Source organism: Segatella copri (assembly GCF_009494835.1).
GTDB classification, from domain to species: Bacteria; Bacteroidota; Bacteroidia; order Bacteroidales; family Bacteroidaceae; genus Prevotella; species Prevotella copri_F.
This window is the reverse complement of the sequence record NZ_VZBE01000089.1, coordinates 163,498-179,220: the sequence shown is the minus strand read 5'-3', so window position 1 is coordinate 179,220 and position 15,723 is coordinate 163,498. Positions and strand designations below refer to the sequence as shown.

The window sequence follows — 15,723 nt, the reverse complement described above, 5'->3', positions numbered from 1 at the left end:
GCGTAATCGCCTATCTCGGTAATACCAGCAGGAAGGGTTAAACTCGTTAATCCGCTACAGCCTTGGAAAACATAATTACTTAAAGTAGTTACGTTAGATGGTATTTCGATACTTGTGATCTCTTTGTCATTTATATAATATTTAATACCACAATTTACTTTTTTATAAGGATTCGCTACAGTAGGCTGCTTACCCATCAAAACTGACCATGGAGTCTGACCTTTTGTTAAATATGTGTCTAAATTATCATTTATGCAAAATCTAACCTCTTTTAATCCGCTACAGCCATCGAATGCGGAAAATTCTATCCAGGTAATACCAGCAGGAAGGGTTAAACTCGTTAATCCGCTACAGCCACTGAATGCGCCTTCGCATATTGAGGTAATACCAGCAGGAAGGGTTAAACTCGTTAATCTTCTACAGCCTTGGAATGCGAAGCTGCCTATTACATCATTAGAAGTTGAATAATAATTATGTAAATCATTAACATAATAGCTATCCCCACCTTCTACAATCTTTGCCTCAGACAAATCTAATACAGAAAGTTTTCCGTCAGAATAATTACCTCCAGCCATCTCACGAATCATACTCAAATCCGTACCATTTATCTCACCAATAATCTTCAAATTGGTAATCTTATACATTTTACTACTTGAAATTCTATCAGGCAAAGTACCAGCCTTTTCCAACTCAATGGTGATTTGCTTTGTAATCAAGTCGTTATCTGCAGCATAAAGCGACAAACAACCAAGCAACAGAAACATCAAGGTTAAAAAACTACCTTTCTTAATAATTTGTTTCATAACTATTTTTTTTATTAGACATTAAATATCATGGAAAAACTATTCTTTTTGTTCGTATTTCAATTATCGTTCACTACCCATCTGTTTCCATCAGAGCAGCACAAAGTGGTTTGCAATCAGCACCTGCATACCGAATGCAGTGGGTCTGCCACCATCTCTTTAGAAGTTACGACAGAAATCTATCAAATATAGCCAATATCAGACTTCATTCTGTCTCAGAACACACAATCTCCCTGCAAAAATAAGAAAGTCCCGTTTTTTGTGTGGATGGGGAATGTGTGTGGGTGAGGGATTATTTCAACTTTCTAATCTGCTCTTCAGTCAATCCTGTCATTTTCATCACCATAGCATCATCCATACCATTCTTAGTCAGATTTTCTACCATACGTCTCAGCATCTCCTGCTGCTCAAACAGGTCGGCATCCTTCTGCTTGATGGTCTTCTCTTGTTCTAGAAGGTCAGCATCCTTCTGCTTGATGGTCTTCTCTTGTTCTAGAAGGTCGGCATTCTTCTTTTCAATAAGTTTTGTCTGCTCCATAATCGCAGTATCACGATCCTCTAAAGCCTTGAAGAACTCAGCTTCAGCATTCATCTGGTAACGCATTTCAGGATCAGCGGCAGCCGACTGAAGTCTATGAACAATATATTCCATTTCACCATCACCAGCATACTGCGATTCATCTACTCTCAATACTCTCCTATCCTCCTCGTAAGCAAGAGTCTGGTCGAAGACACTCAACACTTTCTCCAAGTGATTATTCACCTTACCTCTGAGCAAAGGAATCTGTACGATGATGCTGTCGTGCTGCAGACTCTCCACAAACGGATCAGGCTGATCAAGCACTACCTCCTTCCCCTCGTAGTCGTAAATGCGATGCTGGGCATAGACCACAGGCTCGTTGATTTCACCTACACGATGCCCCAACAGATACACTGCAATAGTAGGAAGAGCATACTTGTTGTCAGATTCTTTCGTCATATTCTCCTTGTTGTTATATTGCAGGGCGAGATATTGACGGAAGCGTAAAGTTTCCGTCTCAAGCCATGTCTTCTGCAGTTCGATAAGAATCAGTTTCTGTGAACCATCCTTCTCCTTCACCTTGGCGGCAAAGTCGATTCTGAACATGGAAATGGCATTGCGATTGATATTGCTGTATTCGTTGCGGCGCATCTTTACCTCCAGCACCTCCTCCTGCAAGAGTGCCGAAAGAATGGTCTTGGCGATGCGCTCGTCCTCCATCAGGTATTTGAACACGGCATCATAAAGTGGATTTGCAACATATACCATCATAACTTACTATTTATTTATTAATTGAATGAATTGTTTTAACTCCTACACTGCAAATATACGCCAATTATTCGAAACCACCAAATTATTTCTGTTAAATCTCGCAGTATTAAGTGGCAAAAAAATATTTTTATCACTTCATCTACTATAGTCACGAAGTATTCATCTCTTTGGCTATGTCACGGAATTTTCATTTTTTTGCAATGCATAAGGGTTATGGTTCACCGAGGAAGTAGAGGATGTAGGAGACTTGCATCGGGGTGAACTCCTTGCAGTTCTTGCCGTAACCGGTGGCGGCGAGCTTCTGGAGAAGGTCGGGGATGCGCTGGATCCATCGCATCAGGTGAGCACTGGCTACCGCTGGAGTAGCATCGGGAAAATACAGAAGAGCTAGCTCTTGCTTGGTATAACTTCTTAAATCCATAGTTTTGTTTGACTTTTATAGGGTTTATGATTGAGTTGCGGTTCATAAGCTACTGACTTTTTCATCGTAAGTCTCTGACTTTTGAACCCTAAGTCTCTGACTTTTGCACCATAAGTCTTTGGTTTCCGTTTCGGAAGTAACTGGCTTCTGGGTGACAGGGTGACAGGGGTGACAGGGAATTCTGAAGATTTACTCTCGCGCGGGCAGGCAGGAAAAATCAGGCCGAAAGTTCCTGCCTGCCCGCGTGCGAGGCGAAATGTTGAAAAACTCGTGTCACCGTGTCACCCTGTCACCCTGAACCGGATGGAACCGATGGTTTGGAGGAACGGCTAGAAGGGGGCATCATCATCGCATTGCGGCGGGTTGATGCAGACGGATACCTGATATGCCTTGATTTCCTCGGCTGTACGGACGATTGCCCTGTAACCACGGCTGTGCTTGGTGCGCATCTTTTCGAATCCGAGATCATTGAAAGCCTTTCCCAGTTTCGAACTGTTCAGCTTCTGAGAGATGTTGCAACTGATGATCTGCATCGCTCTGGCTATGGACACGAACTCCCCTGTCTCCGCCTCCGTTGGCTTTCGGAAGTAGAGATCCACAAGTTCCTGTTCTAGTCTGGGCGCCTCAAAAGCGCGGTTGTGCCGGTTCTGCTGTTCTATCTCCTCATCGGTGAACCAATAGCGGAAATCACTCTTGTAGAGGGCGTAAGCCTGGGCGTAGATGCCTTCGTAATTGAACGGATGCTCACGGGGCGAGAGGATGCTCTCTATCTCGTAGGGCAGCCAGCGACGGTTACCGGTAGGGTCGCTCAAAAACTCGGGATTGTTGCCCGTGCCGCAGAAGGTGTTGATATGCTTGCGCTGCTCGGCATAATGCCCGTATGCCGCCCTTTCGTTGGTATACTGCATCGTTACCACAGCCTTCAGCTGGTTCAGTTCCGATGGACTCATCGTGTCGAGCTCTTCATAACAGATGAGTGCATACTGCGAAAGGGCGATGATATCATCCTTCGTCATGCGCCTGGCATTCGCCTTCGTATAGAAGTATTGCTTCAGTTCCGGCGGCAGGAGATAGTTGAACCAGGTGGTCTTGTAGGCGCCCTGTCTGCCGATGAATACCAGGATGACATTGTTTACGGCACCTTCGTCTATCCATCCTGCTATCATCGCCACGAGCCATTTCCTGAGGGCTTCACAGAAGGGCATCACGGGGTCTCCCTTCATCTTTACCGTGGCAGCGAGTTCGGCTATATAGTCCTTGTCGCCTTCCTGCCAGGGTGGGAGATTCTCCAGATAATCGGTGAAGGGATTGTAGGGCGGGGTATAGTCGCTCTCGATGACATTGATCATATCGCTCTTGCTCACCCTTGCGGTTAGCGACATGTTGCTCCATTGCGTGTTCAGATCGCGGTCCTGGAGGATTCGCCATTTCCCCTTCAGATACTCGTAGCGCAGGGTGATGAGGTTGAAGCGGAGTTTGATATGCCCGTCGAGGTAGTCTTTGATTTCATCTACGGTGGCATAGGGAATCTTTCCGGTTTCTGCCTTCATCTTCTGTGGGTGAGAGGTGTTGTCGTAGCACGATTTGAACACCTGTTCTACATCGTCGTATTCGGGAAACTGCCTGATAGCCCACTGGGTGGCTTCTTTCCTGTCGTACCGTTTCTTAGCCATCATGTAGCCCACCCGCATCACATACTGGTTGTGGTTGCCGGGTTCGTACCTGATCTTTTCGCTTTCCAGCTTGGGTTTGACAATCTGCTCGTAGTAGTCGGCGATGCGTTCCTGTTTCTTTTTCTTCTGGGCGGTCTTGAGCGTAGCGGAATGGAAATGGCTGATTTCCTCGGCGCTGAAGGCTGTGGCTTCAGGATTGAAATAGACTTCGGGGTCGTAGGCGAGTCCGCTGAGCCTTGTGATGTTCTTGCAGAGCGGATCGCTTTCCTTGCCGATGAGATGCGCGTAGTAGTCGTTTCCCATGGCGAAGGCGGCGGGATAATCATCGCCTTCGTAGCGGTAGATGACGCGCAGTCCGTTGCCGCTCATGGTAACGTAGCAGAGCAGGGTGTGGGCATCGTGGCAGATTCTCTCTTTGAGCGAACGCAGGGTGCCGTCATCCGGTTTTTCTGTGATGTGGTCGAAGTCGACCAGCGACAGATGTGTGAGGCTTCGGATGTTGTCCTTGCCTTTTCCGCCTTCGAAGATGCAGGCTACGGCGAAGAGGGGTGCATCGTGTTTGTACGACTTATTCCCCGTTTTCCGGTAAGACTCGGTGAAAAACCTGAGTTTCTCATCTTCCTTCATGAAGGTTACCAGGCCTTCCAACTGGCCAGGTGAAGGAATCTTGCTGGCCATGTTAATGAATGTACTGATGTTCATCATCTCCTAAAAATTTTATATTGTTATACAATATATGTATCAGTTATTCGTTTTATTATAGGTAAGCAGATTGTTGAATCTGTTTTACACGATGCAAAGATACTAAAAAGAAAATAAAAAATAGTTCCCGACGTCGGGAACTCGTTTATATATTTTTTATTAATTAAAATTTCATTAACATGTTTTACCAAAAAATTAAAGTAGACAACAGCCGTTTCGGTGTTGTTTTGAGTGAAGAAATGAAGAACCATCATGTATCTGGTTCTGATCTGATGTTTTGTGCTGGAATGCGCAAGGAAAATGTTTATGCAATCTAAAAGGGTAAGGGCGATTATCGGCTCAGTGTTTATGTGAGGATTGTTTCTGCTCTTCGGTACTTTATCGAAGACTCGGCAGAATACGCCCGAGTGAAGCAACGCCTTATCGAAGCAGCCTTCGATGATAGTTACTTTTATAATAAATAATTCTTTTGAATTGGTTTTTTAAATTAAAAAGTGGAATCCGGCGGTTGTCGGATTCCACTGATATCGTATTTTTTTTCGACGTTTCGCAAGTTTATCGCCACACGTCCTGAAACTTCAATTTAACGCAAGAACTTTCCGGTAAGGCTTGCCTTGCAGGCAGCTACTTCTTCCGGAGTTCCGGCTACAACGAGATTACCGCCTTTATCGCCGCCTTCAGGACCGAGGTCGATGATATAGTCGGCACACTTGATGACATCCAGATTGTGCTCTATCACTACCAGCGAATGGCCCCTTTCTATCAGGGCATTGAAGGCATGGAGCAGGCGCTTGATGTCGTGGAAGTGAAGACCCGTGGTAGGCTCGTCGAAGATGAAGAGCGTAGGCTCCTGTTCCTCCTTACCTATGAAGAAGGCGAGCTTTACACGCTGATTCTCACCACCCGAAAGCGAACTTGAATTCTGACCAAGCTTGATATAACCCAGACCCACATCCTGAAGCGGCTTCAGGCGGTTTACGATGATGCGGCAGTTGTCGAAGTCGCCTTCGTTGCGTTGCAACTTTTCATCGCTGAAGAACTCAATGGCCTCGTTTACAGTCATGTTCAGCACATCATTGACGTCTTTTCCGCCATAGCGAACCTCCAGGATATCGTGCTTGAACCGCTTGCCCTTACAAGCCTCGCAGGTCAGCGTGAGGTCTGCCATAAACTGCATCTCGATGGTAACATATCCCGCACCCTTACATTCCTCGCATCTTCCGCCTTCGGTATTGAAAGAGAAGTACTGGGGCGTGAATCCCATCTGCTTAGCCAGTGGCTGGTTGGCAAAGAGGGCACGTATCGCATCGTACGCCTTCAGATAAGTGGCAGGGTTGCTGCGGGTACTCTTTCCGATAGGGTTCTGGTCAACAAACTCTACATGACTGATGCTCTTCCAGTTGCCTTCCATCGATGCATATTCGCCTGGTGCATCTGCTACGAGGTCCAGACGGCGACGCATGGCAGGATAGAGGATTCCCTTGATGAGCGAACTCTTGCCTGAGCCTGATACGCCGGTTACACAGGTGAAAACATTGAGCGGTATCTTAACGTCGATGCCGCGCAGATTGTTCATCCGGGCTCCCTTGATTTCGATATACTGGTTCCAGGCACGATGGCTCGTTGGCGCCTTTATCTCCTCGTTGTGGGTCAGGTACTTGATGGTATAACTCTCCGGATATTCAGCCAGCAGCTTTTCCTGTTCAGCCTTGTCGGTTGTTGAATATTCTGATGACGGACCGGCGTAGACCACTCTTCCGCCCAGTCTGCCGGCATCGGGACCGATATCGATGAGATAGTCGGCTGCCCGCATAATCTCTTCGTCGTGTTCTACCACAACCACCGTATTGCCCAGTTGCTGCAGTTCTTTCAGCACCTTAATCAGTCGGGCGGTATCGCGGCTATGGAGTCCGATACTAGGTTCATCGAGGATATATACGCTACCCACGAGCGATGAGCCCAGGTTGGTGGTCAGGTTGATGCGCTGACTCTCACCGCCGGAGAGGGTGTTGGAGAGTCGGTTGAGCGTAAGATAACCCAGACCAACATCCAGGAGGAACTGCAGGCGGTGGGTGATTTCGGTGAGCAGACGCTTGCTGATTTCCTTCTCATGCTCCGAGAGTTCCAGTTTCCTGAACCATTCGCTCAAGTTCACAATTGACATCTCAACCAGTTCGGTGATGCTCTTTCCGCCAATCTTTACATAGTTGGCTTCCTTCTTGAGTCGGGTACCATGGCAGTCAGGACAAATCGTCTTTCCACGGAATCGGCTCAGCATCACGCGGTATTGTATCTTGTACTGGTTCTCCTTTACCATTCTGAAGAACTCATCGATGCTCACCCTTTCCTGCTGTTTGCGTTTCTTCTCGCCAGGCAGACCGTGCCACAGCCAGTCCTTCTGCTGCTGAGTCAGTTCGAAATAAGGCTTGAAGATAGGGAAGTCGTATTCTGCAGCTCTGCGGATGAATTCCTTGAGCCACATACCCATCTTTTCGCCTCGCCAGCAAACCACACATCCGTCATAGACGCTCATCGAAGTGTTCGGGATGACGAGTTTCTCATCGATGCCTATTATGCTGCCGAAACCTTCGCAGGTAGGGCAGGCTCCGAGAGGAGAGTTGAAGGCAAACATATTGTCGGTAGGCTCTTCAAACTGCATGCCGTCAGCTTCGAACCGGGTAGAGAAGTCGTAGCAGATGTTGCTTGGCAGGAAGACGAGGCGGCAGGCTCCATCGCCTTCATAGAAGGCAGTTTCGGCAGAATCCATCAGTCGGCTGATGTCATCCTTCTCATCGCTTACCGAAGCACGGTCGATGACCAGGAAGATTTCTTCATCCTTCTGTTGCATTCTCTTTCTCAGTTTATCGCCGCTTACTTCCAGCAGATCCTTGTCAGCCTGCTCCATGAAGTCTTCTATGCGTACGAATTCACCTTTTATATATATACGCGCGTATCCTTCCTGGTTGTACATCTCCAGCTGTTTGCCCAGACTGCGCCCTTCGATGACGTGGATAGGGGCGAGGATGACAAACCTGGTACCCTGGGAATACTGTCGGGTACAGGCGAGTACATCTTCGGTAGTATGGCGTTTCACCTCCTGTCCGCTGATAGGCGAATAGGTTTTTCCGATGCGTGCGTAGAGCAGTCGCAGGTATTCGTAGATTTCGGTGTTGGTGCCCACGGTAGATCGTGGGTTGCGCGAAATCACTTTCTGTTCGATGGCGATGGCAGGTGGCAATCCCTTGATGAAATCACATTCCGGTTTGCTCATACGTCCCAGAAACTGGCGAGCGTATGAAGAGAGCGACTCCACATAGCGGCGCTGGCCCTCAGCATATAAGGTATCAAAAGCCAACGATGATTTTCCCGATCCTGAGACACCCGTAATGGCAACAAACTTGCCCTGAGGTATCTTCACATCGATATTTTTGAGGTTGTTGGCTCTTGCCCCTTTGATCTCTATATATTTATCTTTTGGCATATTCTTTTGCTTTTTACCCTTTTACCTTTATTCATGGTGGTAAGGTTCACCTTTTATAATAGTACATGCGCGATAGAGCGCCTCGGTAAAGATAAGGCGAACCATCTGATGCGAGAAGGTCATCTTGGAGAGGGAGATCTTCTCGTTGGCGCGGTCGTAGACAGACTGTGAGAAACCGTAAGGACCGCCGATGACAAAGACGAGCCTGCGGGCAGTGGCCTGCTTGCGCTCTATCCATTTTGCAAATTCGATGCTTCGGAATTCCTGTCCATGTTCATCCATCAGCACCACGGTATCCGAAGGCTGGAGGAGTTTCAGAATCAGTTCTCCTTCCCGTTCCTTCTGCTGCTGTTCGCTGAGACTCTTGGTGTTCTTGAGCTCAGGAATGGTTGTTATGTTGAAAGGCATATAATGGGTGATGCGCTCGGCATAATCCTTGATGCCCGCAATGAAATGCTTGTTTACGGTCTTTCCGACCAGAATGAGTTCTGTCTTCATTTTCTTCCTATACACTTGAATTCTTCACTGAAGTTTCGCAAATAAGCCCCACACGCCCTGAAAGGGCAGAAGCTCCTAGCCCAGGGCCTTCAGCCCGTACTTGAACCACATGCGAAACTTCAGTTCTTCGTTCTTCACTTCTTCTCGTCCCTGTAATATCCTGTTCCTATTCTTTTCGGATTCTTCGGGAACCAGCCTTTCTCGCAGCGTTGTCTCTGTTCGAAGAGTTCACCGATGCTCCAAAGGCATGAAGCACCTACTACGCCCAATATGGCAGAGAAGAGCACGTTGGCAACCAGGAAGGCAGCTCCGATGCAGATGATGCCTGCAACGAGGAAAACCCACCAATAGCGGGTGCCCGTATAATATTCCGTCTTCATGACGATAGGGTGAAAGATACCTATTATTAAAAAGGTGGATACGGCGATGATGACGCCCGTGTAATATACTTCCATATTCTATTGTTTTTATATTTTGTTCATTCAACTTTTGTTATCTTACCAATACAATATTGCTAAATATTAGCCTTATTCTATTTTCAATTCCATTTCAATGTGCAAAAATACAAAAAAAACTTCATTCTTGCTTGGTTTATCAAAATTTTTATATAACTTTGTACGCAAATAGAGAAATTATGCATTGTTTTCGTGCACATCCTTCTCGATAAGAATTAATTAATAACATAATATAATCAAACTATGGCTAATAACGCAGAATTGATCAAGCAGTGTGAAGAAAGAGCACAGCAGTGGCTCACACCTGCTTTTGACGAAGAAACCCGTAAGGAAGTAAAGGCAATGCTCGACGCAGAGGACAAGTCTGCTCTCGTTGATGCATTCTATCAGAACTTGGAGTTCGGTACTGGTGGTTTGCGCGGTATCATGGGCGCAGGTACCAACCGCATGAACAAGTATATCGTTGGTATGGCTACACAGGGCTTTGCTAACTACATCCTCAAGGCTTTCCCTGGTGAGGAGAACCTTTCTGTAGTGGTAGGTCACGACTGCCGTAACAACTCCCGTCTCTTCGCAGAGACCGTAGCTGCCATCTTCTCTGCCAATGGCATCAAGGCTTATCTCTTCGAGAGCCTCCGTCCTACACCAGAGATTTCTTTCGCTATCCGTGAGCTCGGTGCCAAGGCCGGTGTTAACGTAACAGCTTCTCACAACCCTAAGGAATATAACGGTTACAAGGCTTACTGGAGCGACGGTGCTCAGGTTCTGGCTCCACACGATACAGGTATCATCGAGGAGGTAAACAAGGTTACTATCGACCAGGTGAAGTTTGAGGCTAACTGGGATAAGATCAAGATTATCGGTGGTGAGATGGATTACGACTACATGACAGCCGTTCATTCTGCTATGATTGACCAGGATGTCATCAACCGTCAGAAAGACCTCAACATCGTTTATTCAGCTATGCACGGTACAGGTCGTGTCATCGTTCCTCTCTGTCTGCGTTCTTGGGGCTTCCAGAACATCAATGTAGTTCCTGAGCAGATGGTAGTAGATGGTAACTTCCCAACAGTGGTTTCTCCTAACCCAGAGAATGCAGAGGCTATGACCCTCGGTATGAAGCTCGGTACCAAGTTGAACGCTGACCTCGTGGTTGCTACCGACCCAGATGCTGACCGTCTGGCTATCGTTTGCCGTGATGACAAGGGCGAGTGGATGATCATCAACGGTAACCAGACAGCCATGATGTTCTGCTACTACATCATCGAGAACAAGAAGAAGTTGGGTAAGTTGAAGCCAACAGACTTCCTCGTAAAGACCATCGTAACAACAGAGGTTATCGCTGAGATTGCCAAGAAGAACAACGTAGAGTTGCGCGATTGCTACACTGGTTTCAAGTGGATTGCACGCGAGATTGCTATCTCTGAGGGCAAGCAGCAGTACATCGGTGGTGGTGAGGAGAGCTTCGGTTTCTTGCCATACGATAAGGTACGCGATAAGGATGCTCCTGCATCTATCTGTCTGATTTGCGAGATTGCAGCATGGGCTAAGGATCAGGGTAAGACTCTCTACGACCTCCTGATGCAGATTTATGCAGAGTATGGCTTCAGCAAGGAGTTCACTGTAAACGTAGTTCGCCCAGGTAAGACTGGTGCTGACGAGATTAAGCAGATGATGGCAGACTTCCGTGCCAACCCTCCACAGGAGTTGGGTGGCAGCAAGGTGGTAACCTGGAAGGACTATCAGTCTTTGGAGGCTAAGCATGCTGACGGCAGCGTAGAGAAGCTCGATATGCCTGCTACAAGCAATGTACTCCAGTGGTTCTGCGATGACAACACTAAGGTAAGTGTCCGTCCATCAGGTACAGAGCCTAAGATTAAGTTCTATATTGAGGTTAAGGATCCTTCATTCAAGTGCGCTGGCTGCTACAACCGCTGCACAGCTGCTGCAATGGATAAGATCGAGGCTATCAAGAAGAGCCTGAAGTTGGATTAATTTCATAGGAAATCATATCATGGCGCTCCGGTAATTATTGCCGGAGCGCTTTTCGTTTCAGTAGCCGTTTATTCTTCTCGAAATAGGGTAGCAAGTTACCCTCATTATCATGTTTTTACAGAAAAAAAGCAAAAAGACTTGCATATTTTCTGATTTTTATTTACCTTTGCACCCATATTACAAAATTATAACATATAATTATACTCTTATGGGAGGCATTTTCGGAACTATTTCCAAGAAAAGCTGTGTCGCTGATCTCTTTTACGGCACAGATTACAACTCACATCTCGGCACACGCCGGGGCGGTTTGGCAACCTACAGTAGTGAGAAGGGCTTCGTGCGCTCTATCCACAATCTGGAAAGTTCATACTTCAGAACGAAGTTTGAACCTACACTCAACAAGTTTGAAGGAGCTACATCGGGCATCGGCGTGATTAGCGATACAGATGCCCAGCCACTCATCATGAACTCTCATCTTGGCCGCTTTGCCATTTGCACTGTAGCTAAGATAGTAAACAAGGATGAACTTACTCAGCTTCTGCTCGAAAAGAACATGCACTTTGCAGAGATGTCTTCGGGTAGTACCAATCCAACAGAGTTGGTGGCTCTGCTTATTATTCAGGGTAAAACCTTCAGAGAAGGTATCGAAAACGTTTTCCATCACATCAAAGGTTCCTGCACCATGATGATCCTTACCGAGGATGGCATCATCTGTGCGCGTGATAGTTGGGGACGTACTCCAATCATCATCGGCAAGAAGGAAGGTGCCTATGCGGCTTCCAGCGAAACCACCTCGTTCCCTAATCTCGATTATGAAACAGCATATGAGGTAGGACCAGGCGAAATCGTGAAGATTAAAGCTGATGGCATGGAGCAGATCCGACCTGCCAACAAGAAGATGCAGGTTTGTTCTTTCCTCTGGGTTTACTACGGATTCCCTACATCTACCTATGAGGGCAAGAATGTAGAGGAGGCGCGTTTTACCAACGGCTTTAATCTCGCCAAGACCGATGATGTGGAGGTAGACTGCTGCAGCGGTATTCCTGATTCGGGTACAGGTATGGCGATGGGTTATGCTGCCGGCAAGGGTGTACCTTACCAGCGTTGTATTGCCAAGTATACGCCTACATGGCCTCGTAGTTTTACTCCTAGCAACCAGAGCATGCGTTCACTGGTAGCCAAGATGAAGCTGATTCCTAACAAGGCGATGTTGAAGGGCAAGCGAGTATTGTTCTGTGATGACAGTATCGTTCGTGGTACCCAGCTTCGCGACAACGTGAAGGTGCTTTTCGACCAGGCTGGCTTGAAGGAGTGCCACATGCGCATTGCATGTCCTCCATTGGTATACGGTTGTCCGTTCATCAACTTCACTTCTTCAAAGAGTGATATGGAGCTGATTACCCGTCGCATCATCGAGAAGTTTGAGGGCGATGCCAACAAGAATCTTGAGAAATACGCTACCACTGGTTCTCCTGAGTATCAGAGAATGGTAGATGAGATTGCCAGCCAGTTGGGCTTGACTTCCCTGAAGTTCAACACCATCGAGCAGCTGGTAGAGGCCATCGGTCTTCCTAAGTGCCAGGTATGTACCCATTGCTTCGATGGCAGCAGCGCTTATACTCTTGATGAGTTTGCTGATGAAGACTAAAATAAGAATATAAGTTCTTGATAGATAATAAGATAGGTCTAGCGACCCCGCTTAGCGAGGTGTAGCTAGACCTATTTTTATATTATTTCTCGGCAAAATCTTCTTTTGCATAAAATGTATTATTTTGCATAGAACGTAAACTTGTTCTTGTAATCTCTGTTCACGCAAATGGTTGCCTTGCGCTGGGAGAGATTGTATACCACCGACCACTGGGTATGGCTCGTTGGATTGCCTGGAGTTTCTGCCTGACTCACACCATTGAGCAGATTCATGGCTCCTTCCTCTGACAACTGGTTACTGTTCTGCTTGATGACGAATTCCATCATGTCGTAGCGGGTCTTGCCGTGGTTCGAGAGTTTCGGACCTTTATCTGAACATGCCATGGTTTCAGATACATAGAAGTTGCTGGCATAGCGCTTTTCTATCACCTCGCGGGTGTTTGGCAATACGTCAGGATATTTGAAATGAGTCTTTCCGTCTTCACCCGTATATTCATCGTCGATGTAAATCTTGCTTTGGTGATCCTTGTCATATACGAATTCTACGATGGCATAACGACCCGTGGCATCTGCCATGTAGAAATGATAGTTGCCGTCATTATCCGGTATCCAGAGGTCATATCCATCCAGAATCTTGAGAGCTTCATCTACAGTTCTTGCATGATCCAGCATCATGCGTAAGGCCAGGGTTGTAGTCAGTTTCTTGCCTGTGCTTGCCTGCTGGGTTGGCTTGCCGTCGAGATGGAGTACGGATACGGCAAAGCCGGCCTCGTTCATGCCGTCCATCAGAAGATATGGGAATGCCATGATATAGGAAAGGTCTTGCGTCTTATGTTTCTCAAACTGTTCCTTGTTATATAGGATGTAATGCCAGAGATCCTGCCGGTAACCTATCCAGTAGGCATCCACCATGCTGATGGATTTCAGTCCACCTTCTGGAGCCGTGCGAACCAGGGCTGCTGCAATCGGTTCATTATCGTGAGAATAGTCAAAGTTGCGCCCCATCAGATAATCACCAGTATCTGGTGTCGTAACAGCAAAGGCACTGCAGCCGGCATCCAGCTTGACTCTTGTCTTGAGCCAGGATGGTGTTTTGTCGCAGAGGGTTTTTAATACGGCACCAATCAGTTGGGTGTTGTCGGTAAGATTATAGCCTGATATGGTAGAGAGTTTGTAATCCTCCGTATAGTCAAGATAGAAGAATCTTCCGTCTTTCAAGTCCTGGATAGACCGGACCATCTCCAGTTTCTTGGCATCGGTCAGTAGACTGGCTGGTACGTCCTGATAGTGTGCCTTATTGTTTACTTCTGGGCTGTCATCATCGCTGCATGAAGATAGCAGAAACATACAGAATGTGATGCTGAAACTTAAGCATAAAAACAGAAACCATTGTATGTGCTTACTGTTGAAAGTGATATTCTTTTTCATACGTAATTAGTATTAAATGATTGATAAATGATTTGAATTTTCAAATGCAAAAGTAATGGAAAACCACTCTCGGTAGGGAGAAAAGTACACTGAAAAATGCTGATTTTTCTGGAATTATAAAAAAATATCCCTCAAAATACATCAAAACCAATCTTTTTTATTATTTTTGCAAGAAGAAAAAGCGATTCGTGTGTCTGTGCAAAATGATTCGTCAGTCAGGGCAAACCTGCCTCATCTGTCAATACGAAATAATTTATCTATCCATTATGAATATGAAAGAAAAGAACGCAAAGAAATCTAAGATACATCAGTTAGGATTCTGTTTCCTGAAGAGAGAATCTAATTACTTGGACCGCCAACGTCAAGCTATCCTTGTGTGTTTCTCCGTGATGCTCTCTTTGGGCATCCTGTCAAATATCCTGGGCTTTTCTGGAGCCTTTGATCCGTTTTTTACCGTGTCTAACATCGTTTTTCTGATAGTTGTGTTATCCTCCTTCATGGCTTATCTCTTCGGGAAAATCCCAATGGTGAGGGCAATCGTTTGTATCGCTATCGCCACCCAGTGCTTTATCGGAGCCGATATCCTCTACAGTGCCTTTATGCCTACGCTGAAAGATAACAGAATGGTGATTCTCATCAATATGCTTATCCTTTCAGACAACATGTTTTTCTCGCTGGCGGCTTATCAGGCGCGTCTCACACGCTGGCTGGTGGGAATAGCTTTTGGGGTTTATATATTGAGTGTGATTGTAACGGGGGATGAATCGCTCATGGATTATTTCTTCATGATAATGCTCATATTGCTTTTTATCAGCGTGCTGAGTCTGGCTGTTGCCAGAAACGGTGAGTATCTTGTCAATGCGAACAGAACGTTGCAGCGTGATGAGGAAGAACTGCTCCAGGTGCTGAAGATAAACAAAAAGCAGATTAAGGCATACGTGGCTCTGGCGAAGGAAAGGCATGATGTTAAACTTACCGCGCATTTGCTGGATCTTCTGGGTGAGGCTTCGCAGAAGAATGTCATAGACAATGTGATGCAATATCTCCAGACCCGCGAATTGAGCAAACAGAACATAGAACGTGTCTTTCCCGAGTTGAGTGCCTCTGAACAGGAAATCTGTTACCTTATCCTGCAGAACAGAAAGTTGAGTGAGATTTGCACGCTGCTCAACAAGTCGGAATCGAACATCACTACCCAGCGGGCCAACATCAGAAAGAAGTTGGGAATGGGCTCAGCTGATAACCTGAAGAAGGTTCTGGAGAAGCGCATAGCTGAAAGCCAGTAGGCCGATGAGGCTGATATTGAACCATATCCTGTTATTTTCGGAA

General features: G+C 46.5%; 11 protein-coding genes. 3 read left to right on the top strand and 8 right to left on the bottom strand.

Annotated elements, in window-relative coordinates:
• The 7 genes from F7D47_RS14655 to F7D47_RS14625 all read right to left on the bottom strand — a co-directional run.
• Positions 1 to 803, bottom strand: an 803-nt coding sequence (locus F7D47_RS14655; protein ID WP_153095708.1) for a leucine-rich repeat domain-containing protein, incomplete at its 3' end; no start/stop codon positions are given.
• Positions 804 to 1,095: 292 nt separating this feature from the next.
• Entirely contained in the window at positions 1,096 to 2,094 is a 999-nt protein-coding gene (locus F7D47_RS14650) for a hypothetical protein (RefSeq protein ID WP_153088369.1), read from the bottom strand.
• Positions 2,095 to 2,305: 211 nt separating this feature from the next.
• Positions 2,306 to 2,515: a DUF4248 domain-containing protein gene (locus F7D47_RS14645; RefSeq protein WP_006846942.1), complete on the bottom strand. Its 210-nt coding sequence runs from the start codon at positions 2,513 to 2,515 to the stop codon at positions 2,306 to 2,308.
• 329 nt (positions 2,516 to 2,844) lie between these two features.
• On the bottom strand, positions 2,845 to 4,893 hold the full coding sequence (locus F7D47_RS14640) for a VapE domain-containing protein (RefSeq protein WP_153085444.1): 2,049 nt from the start codon (positions 4,891 to 4,893) through the stop codon (positions 2,845 to 2,847).
• A 580-nt stretch (positions 4,894 to 5,473) separates the two neighbouring features.
• The gene (gene uvrA / locus F7D47_RS14635; RefSeq protein ID WP_153085445.1) at positions 5,474 to 8,371 is read right to left on the bottom strand and encodes an excinuclease ABC subunit UvrA; all 2,898 of its coding nucleotides are present in this window, start codon (positions 8,369 to 8,371) and stop codon (positions 5,474 to 5,476) included.
• A 27-nt stretch (positions 8,372 to 8,398) separates the two neighbouring features.
• Positions 8,399 to 8,869: a 23S rRNA (pseudouridine(1915)-N(3))-methyltransferase RlmH gene (rlmH, locus tag F7D47_RS14630; RefSeq protein WP_006846932.1), complete on the bottom strand. Its 471-nt coding sequence runs from the start codon at positions 8,867 to 8,869 to the stop codon at positions 8,399 to 8,401.
• A 134-nt stretch (positions 8,870 to 9,003) separates the two neighbouring features.
• Positions 9,004 to 9,324, bottom strand: coding sequence for a DUF4491 family protein (locus F7D47_RS14625; protein ID WP_022120939.1), 321 nt, complete (start codon positions 9,322 to 9,324; stop codon positions 9,004 to 9,006).
• Positions 9,325 to 9,567: 243 nt separating this feature from the next.
• Between F7D47_RS14625 and F7D47_RS14620 the strand changes: the two genes are divergently transcribed.
• A complete protein-coding gene (locus F7D47_RS14620; RefSeq protein WP_153084021.1) occupies positions 9,568 to 11,319 on the top strand; it encodes a phospho-sugar mutase in 1,752 nt (583 codons plus the stop codon).
• A 208-nt stretch (positions 11,320 to 11,527) separates the two neighbouring features.
• Entirely contained in the window at positions 11,528 to 12,967 is a 1,440-nt protein-coding gene (locus tag F7D47_RS14615) for an amidophosphoribosyltransferase (protein ID WP_153085446.1), read from the top strand.
• Positions 12,968 to 13,086: 119 nt separating this feature from the next.
• Here F7D47_RS14615 and F7D47_RS14610 read toward each other — a convergent pair whose 3' ends face one another.
• Entirely contained in the window at positions 13,087 to 14,394 is a 1,308-nt protein-coding gene (locus tag F7D47_RS14610) for a carcinine hydrolase/isopenicillin-N N-acyltransferase family protein (RefSeq protein ID WP_153085447.1), read from the bottom strand.
• Between the two features lie 272 nt (positions 14,395 to 14,666).
• On the opposite strand from F7D47_RS14610, the gene F7D47_RS14605 reads away from it, so the two are divergent.
• Positions 14,667 to 15,680, top strand: a complete 1,014-nt coding sequence (locus tag F7D47_RS14605) for a helix-turn-helix transcriptional regulator (protein WP_153085448.1) — start codon at positions 14,667 to 14,669, stop codon at positions 15,678 to 15,680.
• The last annotated feature ends 43 nt before the right edge of the window (positions 15,681 to 15,723 follow it).